Raw genomic sequence first — 26,428 nt, forward strand, 5'->3', positions numbered from 1 at the left:
GTGATCTCGCCCCGTGCTGGTATTTTCCGTCGCGTTCCGCCATATAGGGCCAATGGCCGGCCTGACCGGCTCTTGGCAATCGAAGCGGCGAACCGGCAAGTGAGCAGTGTCCCCTTTCTCAAGATGAACGGTCTGGGCAACCAGATCATCGTGGTCGACATGCGCGGCCGAACCGATCGCGTCAGCTCGGCCGCCGCAATCGCGATCAATGCGGCCCAGCCAACCAAGTTCGACCAGATCATGGCCATCCATGATTCCAGGACGCCGGGTACGGCCAATTTCATCGAGATCATCAATTCCGATGGCTCGCGTGCCCAGGCCTGCGGCAATGGCATGCGCTGCGTCACGCAATTTCTGGCGTCTCAGGGCGACGAGAGGGCATTTACCTTCGAGACGGTCGCGGGCATCCTGTTCGGCAGGGTCGAGGAAGACGGATTGATCACCGTCGACATGGGCACGCCAAAATTCGCCTGGTACGATATCCCCCTGGCCGAGGAATTCGCCGATACAAGGCAGATCGAGCTGCAGATCGGGCCGATCGACGCACCGGTGCTTCATTCGCCATCGGTGGCATCCATGGGCAATCCCCATGCGACCTTCTGGGTCAACAATGATGTGTGGAGCTATGCGCTGGACCGGTTCGGGCCCATGCTGGAGAACCATCCGATATTCCCCGAGCGGGCCAATATCTCGCTGGCTCAGGTGCTGACGCCCGATCGCATGGTGCTGCGCACCTGGGAGCGCGGAGCGGGGCTGACCGAGGCCTGTGGCACCGCTGCTTGCGCCGCCGTGGTCAATGGCGCCCGCACCCGCCGCACAGCGCGCAAGGTGACCGTCACCCTGCCCGGCGGCGATCTCGTGATTGAATGGCGCCCTGACGACCATGTCACCCTTTCCGGCCCCTCGGAGCTGGAATGGACCGGCACGCTTGAGCCGCTTTCCGGCCTCTGGGCCCGCAACGAGGTTGCGGCCTGATGGCGATCGAAACCCTGACATTTGGCTGCCGCCTCAATGCCTATGAGGCCGAGGTGATGAAAAGCGAAGCCGAAAAGGCGGGGCTCGACAACGCCGTCATCATCAACACCTGCGCGGTGACGGCCGAGGCCGTTAAGCAAGCCAAGCAGGCCGTGCGCAAGGCCCGGCGCGACCATCCCGACGCGCGCATCATCGTCACTGGCTGCGCTGCACAAACTGAAGCGCGCTCCTTTGGCGACATGGCCGAAGTCGATCTTGTTATCGGCAATGAAGACAAGATGCGGTCCGAGAGCTACCAGCCCATGGTGTTTGGCGTGCCCCTGAACGACAAGGTGCAGGTCAACGACATCATGAGCGTGCGGGAAACCGCGGGCCATCTGATCGAGGGCATGGATGGGCGTGCCCGTGCGTTTGTGCAGGTCCAGAATGGGTGCGATCACCGCTGCACGTTTTGCATCATTCCCTTTGGCCGGGGCCCATCGCGGTCCGTGCCCATGGGGGCGGTGGTGGACCAGGTCAAAAAGCTCGTCAGCAATGGCTATCGCGAAGTGGTGCTGACGGGGGTGGATGTGACCTCCTATGGCCCGGACCTGCCCGGCAATCTAACGCTGGGCAAGCTGACCCAGGCCATTCTGCGCCACGTGCCCGATTTGCCGCGCCTGCGCATTTCCTCCATCGATTCCATTGAAGCCGATGAAGCGCTTTATGATGCGATGGCGAGCGATCGCCGCCTGATGCCGCATCTGCACCTGTCGCTCCAATCGGGCGACGACATGATTTTGAAGCGCATGAAGCGCCGCCACAGCCGCGACGACGCGTTGGCGATTGTCGCCAAGCTGCGCTCCTTACGCCCTGACATGGTGTTCGGCGCTGACATCATCGCGGGTTTTCCGACGGAAACCGAGGAGATGTTCGAAAACACCCTGCGGATCGTGGGCGAGGCGGATCTGACCTATCTGCATGTCTTTCCCTATTCGCCGCGGGAAGGCACGCCTGCCGCCCGCATGCCGCAGGTGAGCAAGGCCGTGGCGCGCGATCGCGCCGCCCTCTTGCGCGCCGAGGGCGACCGGCAATTTGCCAAGCTTTGCCGCAGCCGCGTCGGGCAGACGGAAAACGTGCTGATCGAGCGCAATGGCATGGGCCGCACCGAGCAGTTCGTGCCCGTCCATGTGCCCGATGCGCAACCGGGCGAGTTGCTGACCGTTCGGATAGGTGATGTGACCAATGAAGGGCTGGTGGGCGAGGCGCTGCAGCATGCGGCTTGACGATCCTGCCACGTCCACACGGTTTGACAGGCTCACCATGAGGACTACTTCTGGAGAGCCAAGCTAATCCTTTTCCTGAGCTTGTTGAAGGAGGAGGTCGTAATACCCAAAAGAAGGCAAGCGCATGAGCGAACAAAAGCCGGGTTTCTTTAAGCGCCTCTGGGGCGAGATCGTGGGGGAGCCGCCAGCGCAGCCGACGCCGCCCGAGCCACCGCCAGCGACGCCTGAGCCGGAGCCTATTGCGCCCCAAGCGCCTACCGCTCCCCAGGACCTGCCGCCACCTGGTCCTCCCGAAACCACGCCCGATTACGTTGAGGAAATCGAGGAGCAGGCTGCCGCCCGTGCGGAGCCCGAGCCAGACCTTGTTGTCGCCGTTGATCCCCCCGCCATGGTGGAAGTGCCGGCCGAGGCGCCGCGCGCAAGCTGGTTTACGCGCCTCACCAGCGGGCTCAAGCGCTCGTCGGACCAGCTGACGGGCTCGATCACCTCGGTCTTCACCAAGCGCAAGCTCGATGCGGCGACACTCGATGAGCTCGAAGACGTGCTGATCCAGGCCGATCTGGGTATCGAGACCGCCACCGCCATTACCGACACCCTGCGCCGCGATCGTTTCGACCGCGATGTATCGGGGGAAGATGTGCGCGCCGTATTGGCAGCCGAGGTCGAAAAGGTTCTTGGTCCCGTGGCCCGCCCGCTTGCGGTCGACACCGCCCAAAAACCCTTCGTGATCCTGATGATCGGGGTCAATGGCTCGGGCAAGACCACGACCATCGGCAAGCTGGCGCAAAAATTTGCCGCCGAAGGCCGCTCGGTCATGCTGGCGGCTGGCGACACCTTCCGGGCCGCCGCCATTGAGCAGCTGCAGGTCTGGGGCCAGCGCACGGGAGCCCCGGTGATCTCGCGCCCGGCCGGCGCCGACGCGTCGGGCCTCGCCTTTGATGCGGTGACGCAAGCCAGGGCGGAGGGGCGCGATGTTCTCATTATCGACACGGCCGGACGCCTGCAAAACCGCGACGAGCTGATGAACGAGCTCGAAAAGATCATCCGCGTGATCAAGAAGGTCGACCCGACGGCGCCCCACGCAACGCTTTTGACGTTGGATGCCACGACGGGCCAGAATGCCCTGAGGCAGGTGGAGATCTTTGGCGCCCGCGCCGGTGTCACCGGCCTTGTGATGACCAAGCTCGACGGGACGGCGCGGGGTGGCATCCTTGTTGCCATCGCACGCAAATTCGGCCTGCCTGTTCACTTCATCGGCGTGGGCGAAGGGGTTGGTGATCTCGAAGCCTTTACCGCTTCGGACTTTGCGCGGGCTATCGCGGGACGGGAATAGCCGCAATCTGACCACGCTTGCTGCCTATCCCGGCCTTGCAAGAGGAAGCACTTGCCGCCACATTGCGGTGACACGAAAGAACAGGCCTATGACCGACAAAGCTGCCGAACCCGATGTCAATTGGGAAGAACTGCGCCCGCAAATCATCAAGATGGCGCTTGAGCTGGGTCCGCTGGTCGTTTTCTTTATCGCCAATGCGCGCGCTGACATCTTCGTGGCCACGGCCTGCTTCATGGCCGCAATGACCGTGTCGCTGATCTTGACCTGGCTGATCCTTAAAAAGATCGCCGTCATGCCACTGGTGACCGGCGTCGTCGTGTTGGTCTTTGGCGGGCTGACGCTCTGGCTGCAGGACGACACCTTTATCAAGATCAAGCCGACCATCACCAACGGGCTGTTTGCAGCGGTGCTGCTGGGAGGCCTCCTGTTTGGCCAGTCGCTGCTGCGCTATGTTTTCGGCGATGTTTATAAGCTCAGGCCCGAAGGCTGGAGCAAGCTGACGCTGAACTGGGGACTGTTCTTTGTTGCGCTCGCCATCATCAACGAAGTGCTCTGGCGCAATTTCTCGACCGATTTCTGGGTCGCGTTCAAGGTCTGGGGCGTGATGCCGCTGACGGTGGTGTTTTCCATCAGCCAGCTGTCGCTACTCAACAAATATGCGCCGGTTGACGAGCCCAAGCATGTGCCGCCGGTGGTGGTGGAGACCTGAGGGTCTGCCAACAACCAGACGTCACCCTCGGGCTTGACCCGAGGGATCGGTACTTAAGGCTCATTCAGCAAGTGTAGTCCCCTTGGGTCAAGCCCAAGGGTGACGATCGAGGATGCGGCGCCATTTGGCCCAAGCCAAGCCAGGCAACCGCGTGAGCGCCCCTACAACCCACCCATCTGGCAGACCAGTGCCCATTCCTCGGGCGACACCTTGCTAACCGATAGGCGCGAAAGGGTAACCAGCTCGAGATTTGCCAGCTCCGGCGTGGCCTTGATGGTCGCGAGCGTCACGGGCTTGGCTAAGGGCTTGACCGCTTCTACATCGACGCACTCCCAGACCACTTCGCCCTTGGCGTTGAGCTCGGCAGTATCATCGGGGTGCGCCAGGGCGATCACCCGGATGATGCCGACGATCTCCTTGCCGATATTGGAGTGGTAAAAGAAAGCTTCGTCGCCGATCTGCATGGCTCGCATATTGTTGCGGGCCGCGTAGTTGCGCACGCCGTGCCAGGACTCGGGCTCGCCGCGCTGGGTCTTAGCCATCATGTCGTCGAACGAAAAAACGTTCGGCTCCGATTTCATCAACCAATAGGCCACTTCGGCTTACGCCTTGGGCGACATGTGATCGTAGGCGAGGCGCCATGGCTTGATTTCAATGCTCTCGAAAATACCTTCCGACACGAAGGGGTCGGCATTGAAGATGGCCGTTGCGGCCTCGATGGTCTCGGCTTCCACCACGACGAGCGAGCCTTCGGGCGTGCCGGTTTCATCGAGCAGCGCGCCGGCAAGGCGCAATTGCTGGCCAAGGCTATCGAGGTGCTGCAAATGCACCGGGCGCACGGCGAGGCGCTTGTCGGTATTGCCGGGCTTGTCCTTGGCGATCATGGCGTAAAGCATTGGGTTCTAGTCCTCTCGTTTCAGGGGGCGGGACATCAGCCCCGCGACAACAGTGGAGATATCGGCCGAGCCGCTGAGCACAGCCTGCACGGCGGAGATAAGCGGCGCATCGACGCCGAGGGTCTTGGCAAGCGCTTCGGCAACCGGGGTGGTGGCAACGCCCTCGGCGAGCTTGGCGCCGCCGGCAAGGATTTCCTCGACCCTTTCGCCGCGCCCCAGCGCCATGCCGAACTGATAATTGCGCGACTGGGTGGAGGTGCAGGTGAGGGTGAGGTCCCCCAGGCCCGCAAGCCCCGTCAGCGTATGGGCCGATCCGCCCATAGCCGACACCATGCGCGCCATTTCGGCGTAAGCGCGCGCGATCAGGGCCGAGCGCGCCGAGGCTCCGAGTTGCGCGCCTTCGACGGCACCGCAGGCCAGGGCATAAACATTCTTGAGGGCGCCCGCGATTTCAACGCCAATGCGATCATCGGCAGCGTAGGGCCGGAAGCTGGGGCCAGCCAGGGCTGCAGCAAGCGCAGACGTCAATTCCGCATCATCGCCCGCCAGCGTCACCGCCGTTGGCCGTGCCGCTGCGACATCGGCGGCAAAGCTTGGGCCTGACAGGACGAAGGGTATGGCTCCCGGCGCCATATCCCCAAGGATTTCGCTTTGCCGCTGCAAGGTGCCGGTCTCGAGCCCCTTGGCCGACAGGACCACGGGCTTGCCGACCAATGTGGCAACATCCACTGCAGCAAGGGCCGCGCGGCTCGATTGGGCGGGAACGGCGAGGATCACCACATCAGCGGGCTTCGCCTCGGTGCCCGCCGTGATGGCATCGTGCAGTATCTGCGCGCCAAGATAGCGCTGGTTGGTGCGCTGGGTATTGATTTCATCGGCCTGCGCCGCATCGCGGACCACGAGATGAACTTGGCGGCCAGCCATGGCCGCTGCCTGCGCCAGGGCTGTGCCCCAGGCGCCGCCGCCGATTACGCCGACGGTTTCAAGCCGCATCGGGCGTGACCTTCATGTCCGGCGTGTCGAGCGGCCAGCGCGGACGGGCGGTGAATTGGAGATTGTCGGTTGCGCCCAGAACAAAACGCTCCGCTCCGGCCCAGGCAACCATGGCACCATTGTCGGTGCATAGCTTGATGGGCGGCACAATGAGGCTTGCGCCGACCTCCTCGCAAACCTCGCGCAGCGCCTGGGCAATCGCCTGGTTGGCGGCGACGCCGCCAGCCACCACGAGCTGCATGGCTTGGCCGGGAAAATCCTGCGAAAAGCGCTCCAGCGCCTGCCGTGATCGCACAGCCACGATCTCCGCCACCGCGGCCTGGAAGCTCGCGGCGATATCGGCGACATCCCCATCGCTCAGCGGCGCCAGCGCTTCGGCCTGCAGGCGCACGGCGGTCTTGAGCCCCGAAAATGAAAAATCAAGCCTGGCCTCGCGCAGCAGCGGCCGGGGGAAGCGGAAACGCTTGCCGTCGCCCTGCCGGGCCATCGCCTCCACCGCCGGACCCCCGGGATGGCCAAGGCTCAAGAGCTTGGCGACCTTGTCGAAGGCCTCGCCAAGCGCATCGTCGATCGTCGTGCCCCAGCGCTCGTAATCTCCAACGCCCCGCACGAGGACGAATTGGGAATGCCCGCCTGAAACCAGCAACATCAGATAGGGGAACGCAACATTGTTGGTGAGCCGCGCCGTTAGCGCATGGGCTTCCAGATGATTGACTGCGATCAATGGCTTGCCGAGTGCCGCTGCCAGTGCCTTGGCGGTGGTCAGGCCCACCAGCACGCCACCGATCAGCCCGGGGCCCGCCGTTGCAGCGATGGCGTCGACGTCAGCGAGCTTCACCTCCGCCTCGCGGCACGCCTGCTCGATGATGTGGTCGAGATAGGTGACATGCGCCCGGGCGGCCAGCTCGGGCACGACGCCGCCGAATGCCGCATGTTCATCGAGCTGCGAACGGACCACATTGGAACTTATGGTCGCGCCACCGAATTGGTCGCGAACAACGATCGCGGCCGCGGTCTCATCGCAACTGGTCTCTATGCCTAGAATAGTGGCTTGCGCTTGCCCGGTCACGTTGAACTGGTTACTCCACTTAGGGGTAACCCTGCCTACTATAGGACGTTTAGAGATTGCAATCGCCAGCCCCCTTTGCCCGGATCGGAACGCGTGGCAGCCCACTCGCGCTGACACAGGCCAGGATGGTGCGAACACTTCTGGCTGACGCACATGGCGTAGCCGAAGACGACATCGTCATCGAGGTCATCTCCACCGGTGGCGACCGCACGCAGGCCAGCAACCAGCCGCTGACCGAAATCGGTGGCAAGGGCCTGTTCACCAAAGAGATCGACGAGGCCCTGCTCCAGGGCCGTATCGATATCGGCGTGCACTCCACCAAGGATGTGGCGACCAGGCTCACCCCCGGCATCGCCCTGCCCGCCATCCTTGAGCGAGAAGACGTGCGGGACGCGTTTATTTCCGTGACGGTCGCCGGTCTCGACAATTTGCCCGAGGGCGCCCGCTTTGGCACTTCTTCCATTCGCCGGGCGGCCCAGGTGCTGCGCCAGCGCCCCGATCTGCGCATCGTGCCATTTCGCGGCAATGTTCATACGCGGCTGCAAAAACTGATGGATGGGGTTGCCGACGCCACCTTGCTGGCAATTGCGGGGCTTAATCGCCTTGAGGAAGGGCATCGCGCTACGGCGCTGCTTGATCCAGAGCTTTTCATGCCGGCGCCGGCGCAGGGCGCCATCGGTTTGGCCGTGCGCAGCGATGATCGCGCCATGATGGACGCCGTTTCCGTGCTTGATCATCCAATCACCCACTATATGGTGGATGCGGAGCGGGCCATGCTCGCTGTGCTTGATGGCTCCTGCCGCACACCGGTGGGCACGCTGACCCGTTTTGACGGTTCCACCCTGACGCTGAAAGGGCAAATCTTGAGCCTTGATGGACAAACCGCTTTTGACAGTGCGGCGAGTGGTGCCGATCCATTGGCGCTGGGCCGCAAGGTCGGGGAAGATCTGATCCGGCAGGCTGGCACGGAATGGCTGGCGCAGTGGGCGGCAATTCAATGACGCACATGCTGGTGACGCGCCCTGAGCCCGATGGTCAATCAACCCTGGCCCGTTTGCAGGCGCTAGAAATATCCGCCCAGGCTACCCCCGTTATGGTGCGCAAGACGCTTGATGTCAGCCTGCCGCCGCCGGATGGCTTTACCGCCATGGTCCTGACCAGCACCAATGCCATTCGCTCGCTCGAAGAGCGCGGTGTGTTGGGCAATTATTTGCAGTTGCCCGTTTTTGCCGTGGGCGATCGTACCGCCCGCGAGGCGGAAGCCGTTGGCTTTAAACGGGTCAGCAGCGCTGCGGGCGCCTTGCAGGATCTGGTCAATGCCATGGCTATTGCCCGCCTGCCGGGCCCCGTGTTTCACCCCACTGGCCGCTACAGCGCCGGCGATCTGGCCCAGGCCGTCGCGCCGCTCGGCATCATGGTTGCTACCGCGCGCATCTACGACATGGTTGCGGTCGACAGCCTGCCCCCCGAAATCATGGCAAGCCTGAAGGACGGGAGCATCACGGCAGTCCTTTGCTATTCCCGCCGCACCGCCGAAATCTTTGCCCAGCTGACGCAGGACCTTGAAGCGGCACAACGCAAGCGCCTCGCCATGCTGTGCCTCAGCGAAGCGGTGGCCGAGCCATTGCTGGAAAATCACTTCATTCGCATCAGCCTTGCCGACCGGCCCGATGAAGATGCCATGATGGCGCTGGCTCTGGCTGTTGCGCGCGAGCAAACTGGGCCATGATCGGCTCCTAAACAAAGAGGATTCCCTTTGATGGCTGATAATAAGGGCAATGATCCCAAGGCAGGACCGGACAAGCCGGCGGATGGGAAATCGGCTGCGGTCAAGCCACCCGTGCTGGATTTGACGGCGCGCGAAAGTTCGACCGCCACTCCATCAGCTGAAGCGCCTGGCAAGAACGACAAGCCGGAAAGCAAGGCGGGTTCCAAGCCGCCTGTGACGCCCCCAACCCAGCCGGATAGCAAGGTAAAGACAAAGCCGAGCAGCACTGTTCCCCCCACAACAAAGCCCGCTGACAAAACGTCCGGCGACGGGCAAAGCCGGTCCCGCTTCCCAATCGGAGCAACGCTAGCGGGCGGGGTGCTCGGCCTTGCCGCGGCCTATGGCATCGCGTCCGCGGGTTTGTGGCCGACCCCACCTGCGCCCCAGCCGGCTCCCGATCCACGGCTGGCGCAGTTCGCCACGGCCATTCCCGAGCTCGAAACGGTTACGCAAACCACCCAGTCGGAATTGGCAGCGCTGAACCAGCGCATTGCGGCGCTTGAAGACGCGGAGCCCGTGACTGCCGCAGCGCCTCCTCCTGCGCCAGCCCCAGCCCCAGCGCCGGCAGAACCGGTGGACCTTTCGGGTATTGAAGAAAGCATTGCGCAGCTGCAATCACGCGTCGATGCGCTACCCGCCGAGCCTGCTGCGCCCCAAGTCGATGTGGAAAGTATCAGGGCCGAGATCGCGGCGATTGGCTCGCGTGTGGAGGAACTCGCCGGGCGGCTTGGCACGGCCGAGACAAGCCTTCAAGCGCTCGACACAAGCGTGGCGCAAACCACGGCTGCCCTGGCCGAGCAGCCGGCCGATATCGGCGCCGTGCTGCAGCTGCCCTTGATCCTTTCGGGCCTTGAAACCGCCTTTGCCACTGGTCGCCCCTTCCAAACCGAGCTCGATGCGCTGCGCAGTGCCGCCCCGGACACGGCACCGCCGAGCACGGTCAGCAATGCCGCAGGCACCGGCCTGCCTCGCCCCGACCTTGTTGCACAGCGTTTCGACGCGGTACTGCCTGCCATTATTGCCGCCCAACCGGCCGACCCCAATGCGCAATGGCAGCAGGGGGCGATCGATTGGTTCACCTCGGCCATTGCCCTGCGGCCAACCGGTGAATTGGAAGGCGACACGCCCCAAGCCATTACCTCAAGGCTTGAAAGCGCTGTTGCGCGGCGCGATTTTGCCGCCGCCAACGAGCTTTTCGCCGCCCTGCCCGAGCCCATGCGGGCTGCAGCCGGGGACGTGCCCGCCCTGGTCGCAGCGCAAGCGGACGCAGCGCAGTTCTTGCAAGCCGTTCGCAATCAGGCCCTCGCCAGCGAGGCCCAACCATGATCCGTCTCGCCTCCTGGATTATTGGCTCGCTTGTTGTTGCGGCGCTTGCCGCTTGGTTGATCTCGCTGCCCGGCACGTTGACGCTGGAGGTTGCGGGCTATCGCATGCAGCCACGCCTGGGCGCGGCTATCTTCCTGTTCATGCTGGTGGCGCTGCTTGTGATCGTGCTTTGGGCAATCATCCGCCGCATCATCACGGCGCCGCGCGCCATTGCGCAGCGCAACCGGCAGCGGCGCCATCTGCAGGGCGTGGATGCCCTGTCGGACGCCGTGGTGGCGCTGCAGGCGGGCGATCCCGCGCGTGCCCGCAGCCTGGCGCGTGATGCGCAGGCGCGTTTGCCCGGCAATGCAGCCGCAAAGCTGCTGGAAGCTCGGGCGGACCTGGCCCTGGGCGATATGCCGGCGGCGCGCGAGCATTACCGCGCCCTGATCGCCAGCGAGAAAACAGCCGTTGCGGCCCTGACAGGGCTTTATGATCAGGCACGGGCGCAAAATCGTGAGGACGCGGCGCTGGTGTTTGCGCGCAAAACCCTGGCGCTGGCGCCAGGCAGCGCCTGGGCGGCCGATGCCGTGTTCGACGATCTGGCACGGCGCGGGCAATGGGCCGAGGCTGTTGCCATGGTCAATGCCGAGCCGGCTAACAATCGGGAAGATCGCGCCCGCAAGCGCCGCCGCCAGGCGGTGATCGAAACAGCGCGCGCCCGGGAAGCAGAAAACAGCGATCCTTTGGTGGCGCTGGACCATGCTTCGACCGCGCTCAAGCTCCTGCCCGATTTTGTTCCGGCCGCTTTGATTGCCGCACGCATCCACATCAACCGGGGCGAAACGCGCAAGGCCATGAGCCTTTTGCGCCGGATCTGGCGATCCACAGGGCACCCGGATGTGGCAGCGCTTTATAGCCACGCCCAGCCCGGCGCCTCGGCCGTGGACAGGCTCAAGCGCCTACGCGAAATCATCGACGTACCCCCGCCCCATCGCTCCGCCGGCACGGCCCTGGCGCGCGCAGCCATCGATGCCTATGACTGGCCATTGGCCCGCAATGCCTTGGCCCCTTTTGTCGGCCCGGAGGCAACGCAGGGCGTGGCGAGCCTAATGGCGGAGATCGAGGAAGGTCAGAACGGCGATCATGGCAAGGCGCGCGAATGGCTTGCCCGCGCTGTGCAGGCGCCACGCGATCCGGCCTGGACCGCCGATGGGCTCGTCAGCGATGAATGGGAGCCGGTTTCACCGGTCACCGGGCGGCTTGATGCCTTTGAATGGAAGGTGCCTGTGACCCTCTCGTCGCGCTCGGTTGCAACGCTTCCTGCACAATCCTCCGCCGAAGCTGCCTTGCCTCTTGCACCGGCACAAAACCCAACGTAAAAGGCCCCTCGTTGCCGCTTTAGCTCAGTTGGTAGAGCACATCATTCGTAATGATGGGGTCGCGTGTTCGAGTCACGCAAGCGGCACCAGTTTTCCCTACATGGCCACTGTGCCTTAGTGAAAGTTTCGCCCCTTGGGGAGGGACGCATAGGCGCGGCGGCGGGCGAGTTCGATCTCGCGCATGGCGTTACGATCCCGCGTCTGGCTGCCGTGGGGGCCAGATTTGCCTTCGTCGGCGCGGGCAATGATGGCGTCGCCCATGTCCTTGCCATGGGACAGATCAAGCAGGTGCGGCGTCCAGTCCTCCAGATCTTCGGCGATGACGTGGATCACGATTCCCTCCTGTTGCACATGCCCGCGCACCAGCAACATGCGGCTTGAAAGAAGGATCTTGCGGATCCGGTCATCCGCAAACAGCTTGGGCCAGACCACGATATTGGCGACGCCTGTTTCATCCTCGATGGTGGCAAAGATCACCCCGCCGGCCGTGCCGGGCCGTTGCCGCACGAGGACCAATCCGGCCACTTCAATGCGATGCCGGGGCGGGACCGTGCCAAGATTTTGCGCCCGCGTCGTGCCGCGCGCCTGCAGCATGGGGCGCAGGAACTGCACGGGGTGACCTTTGAGCGAGAGCGAAAGCGTTGCGTAATCGTGGATGATTTCTTCGCCCATGGCCATCACGGGAAGATCGCCACTAGCCTCCACGATCGGTTTGGACGCGAGCGGGGCGGCCGCAAAGAGCGGCAGCGTTTCGGCGCCATGGGTGCCCACCAGCCCCTTGACGGTCCAGAGGGCTTCGCGCCGGTTGAGGCCCAGGGACGCAAAGGCATCAGCCCGGGCCAGCCTTTCAAGGCTTGAAATCGAAAGACCCGTGCGCAGCCAGAGCTCGCGGATGGAATGGTAGCCAGCGCCGCGCTGCGCAACGATTTGGTGGATGTCCTTTTCCCGCATGCCCTCGATGGTGCGCAGGCCCAGCCGGACGGCCTTGGTGGTGCGGATGACATGGGCCATCACAGCATGGCGCGGCCAGATATGGTCGGCAATGGGCCAGCCATCGTCCTCAAGACTGCTGTCATGGCCGGAATGGTTGATGTCGGGCGGGCGCATCTCGACGCCGTGTTCCTTGGCATCGCGCACCAATTGGCTGGGCGCATAAAAACCCATGGGCTGGGAATTGAGCAGCGCGCATACGAACACATCGGGGTAGTGGCATTTAAGCCAGCACGAGGCATAAACCAGAAGGGCAAAGCTTGCAGCGTGGCTTTCGGGGAACCCGTATTCGGCAAAACCTTGGATCTGGGCGAAGCAGTTCTTGGCGAACTCTAGCGGATAGCCGTTCCGGAGCATGCCATCGATGAACTCCTCGCCGAACTGGGCAATCTTGCCGGTGCGCTTCCAGGCCGCCATGGCGCGACGGAGGCTGTCGGCCTTGCCAGGGGAAAAGCCGGCGCCCACAATTGCGATCTGCATGGCCTGTTCCTGAAACAGGGGAATGCCCAGCGTTCGCTCGAGAACGGCTTTCAGCGCGTCATTGTAGTAGACCGCCTCTTCCAGCCCTTGCCGGCGCCTGAGATAGGGATGCACCATGTTGCCCTGGATGGGACCGGGCCGGACAATCGCAACCTCGATCACGAAATCATAGAATTTTGTGGGCTTGAGCCGCGGCAGCATGGTCATCTGTGCGCGGCTTTCGATCTGGAACACCCCGACCGTATCGGCCCGATGCGTCATCTCGTAGACGGGCCTGGCCCGCTCGGGATATTCGAACTCCTCGTTCTGGAGCTCTGCCAGCTTCACCTTATGATTGTAGTGCTTGTCCATAAGGCCAAAGGCACGCTGCAGGCAGGTGAGCATGCCAAGGGCCAGCACGTCGACCTTGAGGATCTTGAGGGCGTCGATATCGTCCTTGTTCCATTCGATGATGGTGCGGCTGTCCATGGCCGATTTGCTGATCGGCACAAGGCTTTCAAGCGAATCGCGCGTGATCACGAAGCCGCCCACATGCTGGCTGAGATGGCGCGGAAAGCCGCGCAAAACCTTGATCACCTCGAACATCTGTGCCAGCACCGGATCATTGGGGTTGAGCCCCATGGCCGCAACGCTTTGCAGATCGAGCCCCGATCCCCAGCCCCAATGAAGCTGGTTGAGCCCGGCGACCACATCTTCGGAAACGCCGAAGACCTTGGCGGTTTCGCGGATGGCGCTTTTGGAGCGATAGCAGATCACATTGGCGGTCAGCCCCGTACGCCGTCCGCCATATTTGCTGTACACATATTGCATCACCTCTTCGCGCCGCTCGTGCTCGAAATCGACATCGATATCGGGTGGCTCGTCGCGCTCGGTGGAAATGAAGCGCCCGAACACCAGATTGGCCTTGCGGGGGTCGACCTCGGTGATTTCAAGGCAATAGCAGACCGTGGAATTGGCGGCCGATCCCCTTCCCTGGCAGAGGATGCCCAGATCGTAGCGGGCGTGGCGCACAATGTCCTGCACGGTCAGGAAATAGGCGGCATAGCGCTTTTCGGCGATCAGGGTGAGCTCGGTTCGGATTGTTTCGGCAATGCCGGGCGGCAGGCCCTGGGGGAAGCGCTTGGCGGCGCCTTCCCACGTCAGGCGCTCCAGCGTTTGCTGGGCCGTTTCGCCCGTGCCCGTGGTTTCTTCGGGATAGTTGTATTCGAGCTGATCAAGGGAAAACCCGATGCGATCGGCAAAGCGCTGCGTCTGCTCGATGGCATCGGGGTGTTCGGCAAAAAGGCGCGCCATTTCCATGGGTGGCTTGAGATGCCGTTCGGCATTGGCCTGAAGCCGGAAGCCTGCTTCCTCCAGCGTCGTGTGCTCCCTGATGCAGGTGACCACATCGGCCACGATGGCGCGGTCGGGCTCATGGTAGAGCACGTCATTGCTGGCTAGCATGCGGGCGCCGTGGCGCCTTGCCAGGGTATCGACGCGGTTGAGCCGGGCCCGGTCCTGCCCATCCAAGCGCGGCGTGCCGGCAATCCAGACCCGGCCGGGTGCGAGCGTGCTCAGATGATCCAATGTGGCTTCCGTCAGGCCCCAATCGCGCTCATCGGGCATGAGGATCAACAGCTGGCCTTGCGAGAAATTTTCGGGCGGACCCTGCTCGGTGTCCGAAAGGGGATCGCTCGATCCGGAGAGATCCTTGAGGAACAGCTTGGGACTGCCCTTTTCGCCCCGCTGGTTGCCGATGGTCAGGAGCTTGCACAGCCGCCCATAGGAGACGCGGTTTGTAGGGTAGGCGATGATATCAGGCGTCCCGTCGGCAAACACCAGCCGCACGCCCACAAAATAGCGGAACTGTGGATCAAGCTCCTTTTTGTCGCGCGCCGTCATGTAGCCACGCACCACGCCCGCAAAACTGTTGCGGTCGCACAGGCCAAGCGCTGTCATCCCGAGATGGATCGCACCGGCCACGAGTTCTTCGGGGTGCGACCCGCTGCGCAGGAAGGAGAAATTGCTGGTTGAAATCAGCTCGGCAAAGGCTGTGTTCCGAACCTGGGTGGGCTTGATGCGCCGAGGGGGATCAAAGGCAAGCACCTGGCTCATGAGAAAAACCCATGCAGATACCAGCGTGCCGGCTCGCCTGGCCGGTGCATGCCTTGACGGTAAACCCAGAAGCGATGCCCGTGCGCATCCTCGACGATGTAGTAATCCCGCAGGGCCCGATCGGCCTCAAAGGGCGCGAGATCTGGCACATGCACCCTGGGCACGAGCGGCTCGCCGGAGGCTGGCTCCCCGTCCTCGTCGCTCTCAACCAATTGGAGTCTTTGCCCGCTGCGCCACCATTCGGCGCCCAGCCGTTCGGGACCCGCAGCCTTCACGATCCTGTAGCTTTCGCGGCGCCAGATCATGGAAGCCGGCAGCCCGTCGGGCACTTCGGCATTGATGGTGACGATTTCGGGCACCGGCAGGAGCCGCAAGGGACGCAAGGGTCTGGGCCAGTCTTGCCGGGGCTCATGATGAGCCGCCAGCGCCGGTGCCAGCCGCGCCGCGCGCTCGGGAATGTGGCTGGCAATCAGTTCGGTCTTGAGCACGGCCATGGTGCCCAGGCGGCTCGTCATGCGATCATTGAGCTGGTCGAGGTCTTCGGCGGCCTCGCCATGGGAGAAAGTGCCCAATTGCACGGGATCGAGCGGGGCAACCGAGCTGACCGCCAGCCGGATCATGTCGATGCCGAAACCGGCATCATATTCTCCCGCCAGCCGCTCGGCCCGGTGGCTGAACAGTGCCGTGATATGGTGGGGATCGCGCGTCAGCCGGGCTGAATTGACCGAAAGGGACATGACCTTGTGGTCGACCCGATACAAAAACAGGTGGAACGCCTGCCCGCCCTGCCCCTCGGCTTCCAGCATACCCGCCAATCGGACCGCCAGATCCTGGCAGGCCATCAAGACATCGTCCATCAACCCGATAGGGTCGGCAAAGCGACGCTCGGCATAATGCTCGGCCGGCGGCAGGCGCGGGCTCATGCGCTCCTGGATAATGCCATAGGCCTGGTCGAGCCGCAGCAGCAGCGATAGCCCGAACCGCGCCTGGAGGGGCTTGCGGGGGCGTTCGCGCAGCTGCCCGATGCTGGTGAGCCCCATCTGGCTCAATCCTGCAATCTGCTTTTCATCGAGCCGCAGCGCCGCGACCGGCAAGCTGTCGAGTATTGGAGCCAAGTCCCTGTTCTGCACGATCTGGCTGCGGGCAAAATGGCTGACGGCCCAGGCCGCGCCAATCGTGGGGGCAATGGCGCCGGCAACCGAATAGCCGAGCTCGCGCAGCCGGGTAAGAAGGGTGCGCAGCATCGGCCCTTCCCCGCCAAACAGATGCGCTACGCCGGTAATGTCGAGCACCAGATCGCCAAAAGCCTGCCAATCGGTCATCACCGCAACAAGGGGGCTGGCATTGGAATGCCAGTCGGCAAGATCGGCAAAGCCTGCCTCCAGCAGCGGGCGATCGATTTCGCGGGCCGTCAGTTCCGGCAGCATGGCGCGCGCCACGGCCAGGGTTTGCCCGATGCGCAATCCTGCCCGGCTGGCCTCGGGATCCACGGCCACGAGGCGCAAGCCGCCCTTGATCTTTTCAAAGAGTACCAGGGGCCCACTAAGCGAAGGATCATGCCGTTTGAGATAGTCGGTCGGCCAATTGGGCAGGAACAGCGCGAGGAAGCGCCGCTCCCCCACCGAGTCCGTCATCAATGGGGCGCTCGAGCTCAAATGTTGCAAATCCATCGTCCGTCCATCCCAGCAGCCAAGAGGCCTGATGCTTGATGAGCGTTCCCCGCTCCAGTTCAGCCCGCCAGCGGGGTGGCCCCGGTGCCTTGCTGTCGTATGGAGGAGGAGCGCTAGGGACGGGAGACAGCCGCCAGCGCAAATGCGCCGCACTGGTCTGGCGCCCCAGGCCATAGCGCAGAAGAAAGATCGACCCGCCAGTTGCAGCCGAGCGCATGCTCAGACGCCGGCTGGCGGTAAAATCGAGCAGTTTGGAATGGGAGCCGATATCGGCGACAACAGCGGCCACGGCCCGGCAGGCTAGGGCTTCCTCGGCGGCCCACAGCATTTCGGCCATATTGGCCACCCGCACCAGAACCATGCGATCGGGGTCAAGCCCAAAGCTCAAAAGCCCCGGACCATAAGGCAGGCCAAGCTTTTGCCCTTCGTCGGCCAGCTGCAGATAGATCAGGGCCGGCCGCTGCGTGCTGATCAGGCCCTTGGCCTGCGCCAGGGCAAAGCCCAGCACTGCACCGCTATTGCGCGGTTCGTCGGTAAACATTTCCTGCAAGAGCCCATTGCCGAATTGGGGAAAGGCGCCTGTTCTGCTCTCGACCTCAACCCGCGCCTGGGCCAGGGCAGGCTTGCGCTCGATATCGGCAATACAATCCCGCAGCGCGGCAAGGCGCTGTTGGCGGTCGGACGAAGGCATGACAACCTGCCTGTTGTGAACAAAACAGGAACATCTAGACTCCCTTTTTGATGGGAGTCGAGTCATTTTTCGCGCTGTGGAATGTGACCATACCGCATCAACAGCGCTCAAGAGCACGTGAGCGCAAGGCAACGGGCATTGAGCAAATCACGGTCAATGCTTACGTTTGTTGCAAGCCTCTCCTTGCGGGCGGCCTACCCACATCGCCGATTCCCGCGCGCTGTTCAAGGATGCCCTAGCCCATGTTCGAGGCCATTACCCGCCTGTTCAACAAGCCTGAAACGGCACTCGATAGCCATGATCCCAAGCTCGCCGTCACGGTGCTGCTGGTGCATCTGGCGTCCGTCGATGGGCAGATGAAGGACGAGGAGCGTAACACCATTCGCGGCGCCCTGATCGAGCATTATGGGCTTGATGAAGCGAGCGTCGACCGGCTGATCCGGGAGGCCGCGCTGCGCGATGCCGAAGCTGTGGATTTTTATCGCTTCACCTCGGCGCTAACGTCGCTCGAGATGGAAGACCGCATCGAAATCATCCGCATGATGTGGACGGTGGTGTTTTCCGACAGCAAGAATCACGAGCTGGAAGACAACATGGTCTGGCGCGTGGCCGAGCTGATCGGGGTTTCGAGCCGCGACCGGACTATTCTGCGCAACCAGGTTCGCAAGGCCGAACAGGCCTGAGCTGATCCTGCAGTAGACCTCATCCTGAGCCTGTCGAAGGACGAGGTCGTGGCGCTTAATCCTCCACTCGCCCGACCTCATGGTTCCACAGGCTCACCATGAGGCCTTGGGCAAATCTCAGCCTACCAGGCCTCGAACTTGCCGATGGTCTCGATCTCGTCCGTCTCGCAGTCGAAATCACCCGACTCATCCGCCACCTCGCGCGCCAGCTCGTTTGCATCGGGATTGGCCAACGCATCGATATAGGCGATGTGGCAGGTGTTGCCCTCCACCAGTTGCGTCACGACGAGGATCTGGCCCTCGTCTTCGCCGGTTTCGGGCGCTGCCGTGTGGTAGCGCACGATGGTGGCGATGGGCATCCAGCGGCCCAGGGCATTGGACAGGCGCCATTCGAGTTTTTGACCCAGATGGTTGAAAGGCGGCAGGGTCTGGCCGTCCGCCAGCTTCGCGCCAAAGCCATAAATCAGCGAAAAACGCAGATCGCCTTCGGTCACCATGAGGGGGTAGCCCTTGTAGCCAGGGCAGGACCAGCTGGTGCCGAAATCATCGGAATCGAGCACAAGGCACTGATCAAGATCGATGTCGGTATAGGCGCTGTTGAAGCCGGCATAGGCCGGCGATGCCAATGCACACAGCAAGAGGCCGATGGCCCATGTCTTTTTCATCCCTCTTTCCCCCAAATCGGCAGCTTTGCACCAAACTGGCTTGCCTTTACGGCTTCAACTGGGCACAACCCAGCCCACTTTGTTGCCTTCCCGATGAACGAGACCTGACCCGCAATGAACATCGACGCCATTCCAACCGGCAAGAACCCGCCCGACGATCTCAACGTCATCATCGAAGTGCCCATGGGTGGCGAGCCGATCAAGTACGAAATCGACAAGGCCTCGGGTGCCCTGTTCGTCGACCGGTTCCTTTACACCCCGATGCGCTATCCCGGGAACTACGGCTTTGTGCCCCACACACTGTGCGGCGACGGCGACCCGCTCGACGTTATCGTGATGAACTCACGCCCGCTTGTGCCTGGCGCCGTGGTGCGCTGCCGTCCATTCGGCGTGCTGTTCATGGAAGACGATGGCGGTCAGGACGAAAAGATCCTCGCAGTGCCCGTTTCCAAGCTCACGCGCATGTATGACGCCGTCAAGGATGTGGGCGACATGCAGCCCATCCAGATCGAGCGCGTGAAGCACTTCTTCACTCACTACAAGGATCTCGAGCCCGGCAAATGGGCCAAGATTTCCCATGTCGGTGGCTATGAGGACGCAAAGAAGGTGATCCTCGACTCCATCGAAATGCACCGCAACAGCAAGTAATCGATTCGAAGGAGGCGAGCACCACCCGCTCGCCTCATCCTTGCCGCATCTGACGCTAAGCTCCTCGGCTAAAGCCCGGGAGGTCCATATGCGTCACGTCCTTGCCCTCTTGATGCTGCTTGCGCCCATGAGCGCAGGCTTTGCCCAGGACACTGGGCAGATCCTGTCTGACCGCATCGAGCGCGATCGGCAGGGCGTGGGCATTGTTGCCGCCACTATCGAAAACAATACGCCCCAATTCACCAGCTTCGGGACGGCTGATGCCGGTGGGGAAACGCCGGTGGATGAAACAACGCTGTTCGAGATCGGCTCGATCAGCAAGCTATTCGGCAATCTCCTGCTGGCGCAGATGGTACTCGAAGGCACGATGGACCTCGAGGCGCCAGTTGCCAACTACCTTCCCCAAGGCACCAAGCTCCCCCAGTTCGAAGGCCAGCAGATCACCTTGGCTGATCTTGCAACCCACAGCGCGGGCCTTCCCTCCATTCCCCCCGACCTGGCGCAGGCCGATCCGCTCAACCCCTATGCAGGCTATGGATCGGAACCCTATTATCGTTTTCTGGCCGAATTCACGCTCCCGCGCGCCCCAGGCACGCAGTTTGAATATTCCAATATCGGCGCCGTCCTGCTCGCCGAGGCCGTTAGCCATACTTCGGGCAAGCCTTACGCCCAGCTCGTAGAGGAGCGCATCCTTGATCCCCTGGGCATGTCCGACACTGCGCTGCAGCCCAACGATCCCCAGCGCCTTGCAGGCGGGCACAACCAGGCGGGTGAGCCGGTGCCCCACTGGACCTTCGACATCTTCGCGCCCGCTGGAGGCTATGTGTCCACCGCCGCCGACCTTGCCAAATTTGCGGCGGCCGCCGCTGGCCAGCGCAAGACGCCGCTCGATGCTGCCTTTGCCTTGATGCTGGAGCACACAAGGCCGGCCGGAACACCCCGCATGACCATTGGCCTGGGCTGGATGCTGCTCGACCACGACAATTGCACCACTGTCTGGCACAACGGCATCACCGGCGGCTTCAACAGCTTCATCGGCTTTGATCGCGAAACCGGCAAGGCGGCAATCGTGCTCGCCAATGCCGTGACCCAAACCGGCATCGAGGACATTGGCTTTCACCTGATCGATCCCCAGGCCCAGCTGGCGCCGCAGCCCCAGCAGCGCGAGGCTATCGAGATCGATCCGGCGGTTCTTGGGGATTATGTCGGCAATTACGAGCTTGGTCCCGAATTCTCCATCGCTGTCACCGCCGAGGGAGACCAGCTGTTTGTCCAGGCGAGCGGTCAGGCCAGGCTCGCCGCTTATCCCGAAAGCGAAACCAAATTCTTCCTGCGCGAGGTGGATGCCCAGATCAGCTTCCAGCGTGGCGCGGATGGCGTCGTAAGCGGGCTTGTGCTTCACCAGAATGGGCAGGATATTCCGGGGCAAAGAAAATGAGCGGCCGCATCGTCATCCTCAACGGCGCGCCGCGCTCGGGCAAATCCACCATTGTTCGGGCCATAAAGGACAAGCTGGACGGCCGCTGGATCAATCTTGGGGTGGACCACGCCATGGCGACCCTGCCGGCCAGCCTCAGGCCCGGCATCGGCCTGCGGCCTGGCGGCGAGCGACCCGACCTTGAAGTCGACATTCCCAATTTGTTTTTCGCCGCCTATGATTCCATCGCGGCCCACGCCCGGCACGGCTTCGATGTGGTGGCCGATCTTGGCCACCATGACAGCTATTCCCGTCCGCTCGGCATTTTGCCGGCCTGTGCCAAGCGCCTTGAGGGGCTGCAAACCCTTTTCGTTGGCGTGCGCTGCCCCATCGACATCATCATGGCAAGGCGCAACGCCGATCCGCAGGATGGCTATTATGCCAGCGGCCCGGGTATTCCAGAGCCGGTGCAGCGCTGGCAGGACGCGGTGCATGTGCCTGGGATTTACGATCTGGAACTGGACACGTCCCTGCTCGATGCCGACGAATGCGTGCTGCAGATCGCCAATGCCCTTGACCATCCTCCCCGCCGCATGCCGGCTCTGGAGCAAATAGCAGCGTTCTAGTACAGGCGCGACAAAACATCGCAATCGCCATTGCTTAACCCCATAATCCCGCTAAGCTCCCTTCCTGGAGGGGGCTCTCGGAGGGTGGGCGCCACGTCGGTTGGAGGACCGGCTGGATCCCGCATGGAGTCCCTGGAGGAATTCTCTAGAGGGACGTTTCGAATGACTTTGGCATTGTGGCTGATCGTTCTGTGCGGCGGTCTGTCTATAGTTTATGGCGTAATCACCACTCAACAATTGCTTGCCGCCGATGCTGGCAGCGCCCGAATGCAGGAAATCTCGGCAGCCGTCCGGGAAGGTGCATCGGCCTATCTGCGCCGGCAATATACCACCATTGCGATCGTCGGTGTCGTTATTCTCGTCGCCGCTTTTTTCCTGCTCGGGCCCTATGCGGCTATTGGTTTCCTGCTCGGTGCCGTCCTATCGGGCGCCGCCGGTTTCATCGGCATGAACGTCTCGGTGCGCGCCAATGTCCGTGTGGCGCAGGCCGCGATCTCCTCGCTAGGCAAAGGGCTGGACCTCGCGTTCAAATCCGGCGCCGTCACCGGCATGCTGGTGGCGGGCCTCGGCCTGCTGGGCGTCACGCTCTATTTCATCATCCTGACCCAGTTCTTAGGGTTCGCTTATAACGACCGCGTGGTGATCGATTCCCTCGTGGCGCTGAGCTTTGGCGCTTCGCTGATTTCCATTTTCGCCCGCCTGGGCGGCGGCATCTTCACCAAGGGCGCCGACGTTGGCGGCGACATGGTGGGCAAGGTGGAAGCCGGCATTCCCGAGGATGATCCGCGCAACCCTGCCACCATCGCCGACAATGTGGGCGATAATGTCGGCGACTGCGCCGGCATGGCGGCGGATTTGTTTGAAACCTATGTGGTGACCATTGTCGCCACCATGGTCCTGGCGGCCATCATCCTGCCCGATGCATTCAAGCTCACCGGCATGGTCCTGCCCCTGGCCATTGGCGGCGCCTGCGTCGTCACCTCGATCATCGGCACCTATTTCGTCAAGCTTGGATCTGACAACAACATCATGGGCGCGCTCTACAAGGGCATCATTGCCACGGGCGTCTTGTCGCTCGTTGTGCTGATCCCGGTGCTCTGGATGGTGTTCGGCGATATGAACGTCGCCATCGAGGCGTCCGACAAGACCTTCACCCCCTGGTCGCTATTCTGGTGCGGCGTGGCAGGCCTGGTGATCACGGGCCTCATCATCGTCATCACCGAATATTATACCGGCACCAACCGGCGCCCAGTCAATTCCATCGCCGAAGCTTCGGTCACGGGCCATGGGACCAACGTCATCCAGGGCTTGGCCGTGTCGCTGGAGTCGACTGCCCTGCCCGCCATCGTGATCATCGCTGGCATTATCGTCACCTATAATTTGGCAGGCCTGTTCGGGATTGCTTTTGCCGTTGCAACCATGCTGGCGCTGGCGGGTATCGTCGTGGCCCTCGACGCCTTTGGGCCGGTGACCGACAATGCCGGCGGCATTGCCGAAATGGCCGGGCTCGACAAGGAAGTGCGCCATAATACCGACGCGCTCGATGCCGTTGGCAACACTACCAAGGCTGTGACCAAAGGCTATGCCATTGGTTCTGCGGGCCTTGGCGCCTTGGTGCTGTTTGCCGCCTATACGCAGGATCTCATTTACTTCTCCTCCCTGCCTGACGCCCCCGCGATCTTTGCCGGCATGGGCACGCTGACCTTCTCTCTGGCTGACCCCTACGTGGTGGTGGGCCTGCTGTTCGGCGGGCTCCTGCCCTTCCTGTTTGGTGGCATGAGCATGACAGCCGTGGGGCGCGCGGCCCAATCGGTGGTGGTGGAAGTGCGCCGTCAGTTCAAGGAGCGACCCGGCATCATGGCCGGCACTGAAAAGCCCGACTATGGCCGAGCCGTGGACATGCTGACCAAGGCGGCGATCCGTGAAATGATCGTGCCATCGCTGCTGCCTGTGCTCTCACCCATCGTTGTCTTCTTCGTGATCTATTGGATCGCGGGGGCTGCGGCCGGGTTCTCGGCCTTGGGCGCCATGCTTATGGGCGTGATCGTCACCGGTCTATTCGTTGCCATTTCGATGACGGCAGGCGGCGGCGCCTGGGACAATGCCAAGAAGAGCTTTGAAGACGGCTTCACCGATTCGGCTGGCGTGACCCACCACAAGGGCGGCGAGGCGCATAAGGCGTCCGTGACCGGCGACACTGTCGGGGACCCCTACAAGGACACGGCAGGCCCGGCTGTGAACCCCATGATCAAAATCACCAACATCGTGGCTCTGCTCCTCTTGGCCATTCTGGCTCATCTGGGCTGACGCAGCGAAAAAGGCGGATAAAGGCTCGGGAGCGATCCCGGGCCTTTTGTTTTGGCGCCAACGACTCAGCGACCGCAGGCGAAAAGCCAAGACAAGCCTGACCTGATTTAAATTAACCTAGCCTAGCCTCAACTGCCCCGGAGCATTGTGCTAGGGTCATGCCTATCGAGTCTGTCCCGGGACCAGTTCTGCCGCATGACACAAAGCCACGATCGGCCCGACCATTCTGCGCCGTTTGAGCAGCGGGACTTTGCGTCTGATGCAACGCTGCTCGCGAGCCTCTTTGCCCGATCCAGGGACTGCATCAAGGTCCTCGACCTCGAGGGCAATCTGCTGTTCATGAACGAAGGCGGGCGGCGCTTGATGGAAGTCACTAACTTCGAGCCCCTGCGCCACTTGCCTTGGGCCCGATTGTGGCCCGAACCTAATCCGGGTGCGATGGAGGCTCTGGCGGCCGCGCAGGGCGGCAGCATCGGTCGCTTCTCGATGGCGCGGGACAGCTTTGCTGGCAATTGGCGCTTCTGGGACGTGGAAGTCAGCCCCCTGGTCGGGCAGGATGGCAGCCCGCAACGCCTTCTGGCTATTTCGCGCGACATCACCGAGCACCACCGAGCGCAGCAGGCCCTTCACAGTCTAAGTTCAGAGCACAACCATCGCAGCAAGAACCAGATGGCTGTGGTGCAGAGCATCGTCAATCAAACGCTGCGCGGCACCTATTCACCCGACACGGCCAAGAAAATGATCGCGGCGCGGCTCGATGTGCTGGCGCGCACCTATGATCTGTTGATGCACAGCCCTGGTGAACGGGTTCCCATGCGGGCACTGGTCGAAACGGGCACCCACATGCTCGACCAGCGGCGTGTGAGCCTTGAGGGTCCCGAATTGGTCCTGGGCCCCAAAGCTGCCCTGTCGCTTGCCCTGATCCTTCATGAGCTCAGCATCAATGCTGCAACGCACGGCTGTTTCTCGGTGCCGCATGGGCGTATTGAGATCGTCTGGAGGCTCGCCGAAATGGATGGCGAGCCTGCCATTGAACTTGTTTTCACTGAAAGCGGCGGGCCGGCTGTGACCCATCCGGCAACCCGGGGCTTTGGCACCCGCCTCGTGCAAGGCGGATTATCGGGCACAGCCAGCCGGGCCTGGCTCGATTTCGAGCCGGGGGGGCTGCGCTTCAGGCTACTGGCGAACCTAGCCGGCGCGCAATCGGACGGCTAATCAGAAGACGTTCGGATAGATGTAATAAATGATCACCCGTTCGATAAAGAACAGGATGATGAAGAGGATGATGGGGCTCAGATCCAGCCCCGACAGATTGGGCATAACCCGGCGGATCGGGCGCAGGACCGGTTCTGTCAGCTGGTTGAGGACGCGCCAGACCGATTCCACGAACTGATTGCGCGTGTTGATGACGTTAAAGGAAATCAGCCAGCTCATGATGATCATGGCCAGCACCACCCACCAATACAGCTGCAAAATCAGAAGAATAATATCAAGCACGGCGCGCATGGGCGTCTCCGGAACAAAGCTGGGGCTTATCTAATCGGTAGCAGCGCCCCGAACAAGGTGCGACCCAAAAAGCGCGGGCCTCGCTCCGGTCGCACAGAACGAGGCCCATGACTGCTTTGGTCCGGTACGCAAAACAACAATCTCCGGACGCAACAAAGATTGCACGAAGCGTGCCAAGTCGGATGGGCCCACAAACCGGGGTCCAGCTCTTAAGCTTGGGTAAAGGCGCGAGGTGATGGCCGCGTTCTGCCTTGCAAATTGCAAAGCGCAATCGCAGAACGCGAATGGTCAGCCAATGTCCTTGATCGGCTTCCAGGTGACGAAGCGGTAGAGATAAATCACCACTGCCAGCACAACGACCCCGGTCGAAACTGGATCCACCCAGGCTTCAACGGCGTGGAAATTGGCCTGGAGCACATAGCCTGCCGCGGTCAGGATGGCGGTCCAGACCAGCGTGCCGATAGCCGAGATCAGAAGGAACTGGCCAAACGGCATGGCCGCAAGGCCTGCCGGCACCGAGATGAGGGTGCGGATCGCCGGGATCAAGCGGCCGATCAGCACGGCCCAGATGCCGTGGCGCTTGAACCAGTGATCGGCCTTGTCAACATCGTCTTCGCTCAGGGTGGCGACACGGCCCAGCTTGTTGCAGAGCCAGACAAAGCGATCGAGACCCAGCAGCCGGGCGGCGAAATACCAGGCAGAGGTGCCCACGAGCGAACCGAGAGTTCCCGCAACAAGAACGCCGATAACGTTGAGTTCGCCATTGGCGGCCACATAGCCAGCAAAGGGCATGATGAGTTCGGACGGGATGGGCGGAAAGATGTTTTCCGCCACCATCAGGAGGAAGATGCCCAGATAGCTCCATTGGGTAATAAGCCCAATAATGAAGTCGCTCATGGGTTCACCCCGCCCTTGATCATAGCCGTCACCACCGGGCTTTTACCCCGCGGGTCCGG

General features: G+C 62.5%; 24 protein-coding genes and 1 tRNA gene. 15 read left to right on the plus strand and 10 right to left on the minus strand.

The features are described from left to right. Positions 1-123: 123 nt before the first annotated feature. The 4 genes from dapF (at position 124) to DDE77_RS06675 (ending at position 4,282) form a co-directional block, all read left to right on the plus strand. On the plus strand, positions 124-975 hold the full coding sequence (gene dapF / locus DDE77_RS06660) for a diaminopimelate epimerase (protein WP_108396936.1): 852 nt from the start codon (positions 124-126) through the stop codon (positions 973-975). Further along, positions 975-2,240 carry a tRNA (N(6)-L-threonylcarbamoyladenosine(37)-C(2))-methylthiotransferase MtaB gene (gene mtaB / locus DDE77_RS06665; RefSeq protein ID WP_108396680.1) on the plus strand — a complete coding sequence of 422 codons (1,266 nt, stop codon included), beginning with the start codon at positions 975-977 and terminating at the stop codon, positions 2,238-2,240. The genes dapF and mtaB overlap by 1 nt, the downstream gene beginning before the upstream one ends. Positions 2,241-2,364: 124 nt before the next feature. Continuing rightward, positions 2,365-3,573, plus strand: coding sequence for a signal recognition particle-docking protein FtsY (ftsY, locus tag DDE77_RS06670; protein WP_108396681.1), 1,209 nt, complete (start codon positions 2,365-2,367; stop codon positions 3,571-3,573). An 88-nt stretch (positions 3,574-3,661) separates the two neighbouring features. Next, a complete protein-coding gene (locus DDE77_RS06675; protein ID WP_108396682.1) occupies positions 3,662-4,282 on the plus strand; it encodes a septation protein A in 621 nt (206 codons plus the stop codon). A 161-nt stretch (positions 4,283-4,443) separates the two neighbouring features. Here the strand turns inward: DDE77_RS06675 and DDE77_RS06680 are convergent, their stop codons facing one another. The 4 genes from DDE77_RS06680 to tsaD are packed head-to-tail and all read right to left on the minus strand — an operon-like array spanning position 4,444 to position 7,216. After that, positions 4,444-4,878, minus strand: coding sequence for an EVE domain-containing protein (locus DDE77_RS06680; protein ID WP_108396683.1), 435 nt, complete (start codon positions 4,876-4,878; stop codon positions 4,444-4,446). Between the two features lie 6 nt (positions 4,879-4,884). Next, a complete protein-coding gene (locus tag DDE77_RS06685; protein WP_108396684.1) occupies positions 4,885-5,178 on the minus strand; it encodes a YciI family protein in 294 nt (97 codons plus the stop codon). Positions 5,179-5,184: 6 nt separating this feature from the next. Next, entirely contained in the window at positions 5,185-6,171 is a 987-nt protein-coding gene (locus DDE77_RS06690; protein ID WP_108396685.1) for an NAD(P)H-dependent glycerol-3-phosphate dehydrogenase, read from the minus strand. Beyond that, entirely contained in the window at positions 6,161-7,216 is a 1,056-nt protein-coding gene (gene tsaD / locus DDE77_RS06695) for a tRNA (adenosine(37)-N6)-threonylcarbamoyltransferase complex transferase subunit TsaD (RefSeq protein ID WP_245895125.1), read from the minus strand. Before tsaD ends, DDE77_RS06690 begins: the two co-directional genes overlap by 11 nt. Before the next feature lie 80 nt (positions 7,217-7,296). Between tsaD and hemC the strand changes: the two genes are divergently transcribed. The 5 genes from hemC (at position 7,297) to DDE77_RS06720 (ending at position 11,784) form a co-directional block, all read left to right on the plus strand. Further along, positions 7,297-8,241, plus strand: a complete 945-nt coding sequence (gene hemC, locus DDE77_RS06700) for a hydroxymethylbilane synthase (protein WP_108396687.1) — start codon at positions 7,297-7,299, stop codon at positions 8,239-8,241. After that, positions 8,238-8,969, plus strand: a complete 732-nt coding sequence (locus DDE77_RS06705) for a uroporphyrinogen-III synthase (protein WP_170116487.1) — start codon at positions 8,238-8,240, stop codon at positions 8,967-8,969. Before hemC ends, DDE77_RS06705 begins: the two co-directional genes overlap by 4 nt. Before the next feature lie 30 nt (positions 8,970-8,999). Continuing rightward, on the plus strand, positions 9,000-10,334 hold the full coding sequence (locus DDE77_RS06710; RefSeq protein WP_108396689.1) for a COG4223 family protein: 1,335 nt from the start codon (positions 9,000-9,002) through the stop codon (positions 10,332-10,334). After that, positions 10,331-11,695, plus strand: a complete 1,365-nt coding sequence (locus tag DDE77_RS06715; RefSeq protein ID WP_108396690.1) for a heme biosynthesis protein HemY — start codon at positions 10,331-10,333, stop codon at positions 11,693-11,695. Before DDE77_RS06710 ends, DDE77_RS06715 begins: the two co-directional genes overlap by 4 nt. 13 nt (positions 11,696-11,708) lie before the next feature. Further along, a tRNA-Thr gene (locus DDE77_RS06720) sits at positions 11,709-11,784 on the plus strand. A gap of 25 nt (positions 11,785-11,809) precedes the next feature. Here DDE77_RS06720 and DDE77_RS06725 read toward each other — a convergent pair. The 3 genes from DDE77_RS06725 to DDE77_RS06735 are packed head-to-tail and all read right to left on the minus strand — an operon-like array spanning position 11,810 to position 17,620. After that, positions 11,810-15,259 (minus strand): error-prone DNA polymerase, encoded by a 3,450-nt coding sequence (locus DDE77_RS06725; RefSeq protein ID WP_108396691.1) that lies wholly within the window; start codon positions 15,257-15,259, stop codon positions 11,810-11,812. Next, positions 15,256-16,893: a Y-family DNA polymerase gene (locus DDE77_RS06730; protein ID WP_108396692.1), complete on the minus strand. Its 1,638-nt coding sequence runs from the start codon at positions 16,891-16,893 to the stop codon at positions 15,256-15,258. Before DDE77_RS06730 ends, DDE77_RS06725 begins: the two co-directional genes overlap by 4 nt. Next, positions 16,814-17,620 (minus strand): hypothetical protein, encoded by an 807-nt coding sequence (locus DDE77_RS06735; RefSeq protein ID WP_108396693.1) that lies wholly within the window; start codon positions 17,618-17,620, stop codon positions 16,814-16,816. The genes DDE77_RS06730 and DDE77_RS06735 overlap by 80 nt, the downstream gene beginning before the upstream one ends. 242 nt (positions 17,621-17,862) lie before the next feature. On the opposite strand from DDE77_RS06735, the gene DDE77_RS06740 reads away from it, so the two are divergent. After that, positions 17,863-18,303 (plus strand): tellurite resistance TerB family protein, encoded by a 441-nt coding sequence (locus DDE77_RS06740; RefSeq protein ID WP_108396694.1) that lies wholly within the window; start codon positions 17,863-17,865, stop codon positions 18,301-18,303. Between the two features lie 122 nt (positions 18,304-18,425). Here DDE77_RS06740 and DDE77_RS06745 read toward each other — a convergent pair whose 3' ends face one another. Then, complete coding sequence (locus tag DDE77_RS06745) at positions 18,426-18,968, minus strand: hypothetical protein (protein ID WP_108396695.1); 543 nt, start codon at positions 18,966-18,968, stop codon at positions 18,426-18,428. A gap of 114 nt (positions 18,969-19,082) precedes the next feature. Here DDE77_RS06745 and ppa point away from each other — a divergent pair, with 114 nt between their 5' ends. From ppa to DDE77_RS06770, 5 genes are all read left to right on the plus strand, one after another. Then, a complete protein-coding gene (gene ppa / locus DDE77_RS06750; RefSeq protein WP_108396696.1) occupies positions 19,083-19,616 on the plus strand; it encodes an inorganic diphosphatase in 534 nt (177 codons plus the stop codon). Positions 19,617-19,704: 88 nt separating this feature from the next. After that, positions 19,705-21,054, plus strand: coding sequence for a serine hydrolase (locus DDE77_RS06755; protein ID WP_108396697.1), 1,350 nt, complete (start codon positions 19,705-19,707; stop codon positions 21,052-21,054). After that, positions 21,051-21,659: a chloramphenicol phosphotransferase CPT family protein gene (locus DDE77_RS06760; RefSeq protein ID WP_108396698.1), complete on the plus strand. Its 609-nt coding sequence runs from the start codon at positions 21,051-21,053 to the stop codon at positions 21,657-21,659. The genes DDE77_RS06755 and DDE77_RS06760 overlap by 4 nt, the downstream gene beginning before the upstream one ends. A 162-nt stretch (positions 21,660-21,821) precedes the next feature. After that, entirely contained in the window at positions 21,822-23,966 is a 2,145-nt protein-coding gene (locus DDE77_RS06765) for a sodium-translocating pyrophosphatase (protein WP_108396699.1), read from the plus strand. A 195-nt stretch (positions 23,967-24,161) separates the two neighbouring features. After that, positions 24,162-25,181: a sensor histidine kinase gene (locus DDE77_RS06770; protein WP_108396700.1), complete on the plus strand. Its 1,020-nt coding sequence runs from the start codon at positions 24,162-24,164 to the stop codon at positions 25,179-25,181. On the opposite strand, the gene DDE77_RS06775 is transcribed toward DDE77_RS06770, so the two are convergent. Together DDE77_RS06775 and DDE77_RS06780 are read right to left on the minus strand one after the other, a co-directional pair. After that, positions 25,182-25,472, minus strand: coding sequence for a YggT family protein (locus DDE77_RS06775; RefSeq protein ID WP_108396701.1), 291 nt, complete (start codon positions 25,470-25,472; stop codon positions 25,182-25,184). Between the two features lie 288 nt (positions 25,473-25,760). Continuing rightward, positions 25,761-26,369, minus strand: coding sequence for a DedA family protein (locus DDE77_RS06780; protein WP_108396702.1), 609 nt, complete (start codon positions 26,367-26,369; stop codon positions 25,761-25,763). Between the last annotated feature and the right edge of the window lie 59 nt (positions 26,370-26,428).

This window comes from Devosia submarina, assembly GCF_003056345.1.
Classification (GTDB): domain Bacteria; phylum Pseudomonadota; class Alphaproteobacteria; order Rhizobiales; family Devosiaceae; genus Devosia; species Devosia submarina.

Coding starts and splice junctions, on each gene's coding strand:
- dapF (WP_108396936.1), top strand. CDS start 124: ATGAACGGTCTGGGCAACCAGATCATCGTGGTCGACATGCGCGGCCGA.
- mtaB (WP_108396680.1), top strand. CDS start 975: ATGGCGATCGAAACCCTGACATTTGGCTGCCGCCTCAATGCCTATGAG.
- ftsY (WP_108396681.1), top strand. CDS start 2,365: ATGAGCGAACAAAAGCCGGGTTTCTTTAAGCGCCTCTGGGGCGAGATC.
- DDE77_RS06675 (WP_108396682.1), top strand. CDS start 3,662: ATGACCGACAAAGCTGCCGAACCCGATGTCAATTGGGAAGAACTGCGC.
- DDE77_RS06685 (WP_108396684.1), bottom strand. CDS start 5,178: ATGCTTTACGCCATGATCGCCAAGGACAAGCCCGGCAATACCGACAAG.
- DDE77_RS06690 (WP_108396685.1), bottom strand. CDS start 6,171: ATGCGGCTTGAAACCGTCGGCGTAATCGGCGGCGGCGCCTGGGGCACA.
- DDE77_RS06705 (WP_170116487.1), top strand. CDS start 8,238: ATGACGCACATGCTGGTGACGCGCCCTGAGCCCGATGGTCAATCAACC.
- DDE77_RS06710 (WP_108396689.1), top strand. CDS start 9,000: ATGGCTGATAATAAGGGCAATGATCCCAAGGCAGGACCGGACAAGCCG.
- DDE77_RS06715 (WP_108396690.1), top strand. CDS start 10,331: ATGATCCGTCTCGCCTCCTGGATTATTGGCTCGCTTGTTGTTGCGGCG.
- DDE77_RS06725 (WP_108396691.1), bottom strand. CDS start 15,259: ATGAGCCAGGTGCTTGCCTTTGATCCCCCTCGGCGCATCAAGCCCACC.
- DDE77_RS06730 (WP_108396692.1), bottom strand. CDS start 16,893: ATGACGGACTCGGTGGGGGAGCGGCGCTTCCTCGCGCTGTTCCTGCCC.
- DDE77_RS06735 (WP_108396693.1), bottom strand. CDS start 17,620: ATGCCTTCGTCCGACCGCCAACAGCGCCTTGCCGCGCTGCGGGATTGT.
- DDE77_RS06740 (WP_108396694.1), top strand. CDS start 17,863: ATGTTCGAGGCCATTACCCGCCTGTTCAACAAGCCTGAAACGGCACTC.
- DDE77_RS06745 (WP_108396695.1), bottom strand. CDS start 18,968: ATGAAAAAGACATGGGCCATCGGCCTCTTGCTGTGTGCATTGGCATCG.
- ppa (WP_108396696.1), top strand. CDS start 19,083: ATGAACATCGACGCCATTCCAACCGGCAAGAACCCGCCCGACGATCTC.
- DDE77_RS06755 (WP_108396697.1), top strand. CDS start 19,705: ATGCGTCACGTCCTTGCCCTCTTGATGCTGCTTGCGCCCATGAGCGCA.
- DDE77_RS06760 (WP_108396698.1), top strand. CDS start 21,051: ATGAGCGGCCGCATCGTCATCCTCAACGGCGCGCCGCGCTCGGGCAAA.
- DDE77_RS06765 (WP_108396699.1), top strand. CDS start 21,822: ATGACTTTGGCATTGTGGCTGATCGTTCTGTGCGGCGGTCTGTCTATA.
- DDE77_RS06770 (WP_108396700.1), top strand. CDS start 24,162: ATGACACAAAGCCACGATCGGCCCGACCATTCTGCGCCGTTTGAGCAG.
- DDE77_RS06775 (WP_108396701.1), bottom strand. CDS start 25,472: ATGCGCGCCGTGCTTGATATTATTCTTCTGATTTTGCAGCTGTATTGG.
- DDE77_RS06780 (WP_108396702.1), bottom strand. CDS start 26,369: ATGAGCGACTTCATTATTGGGCTTATTACCCAATGGAGCTATCTGGGC.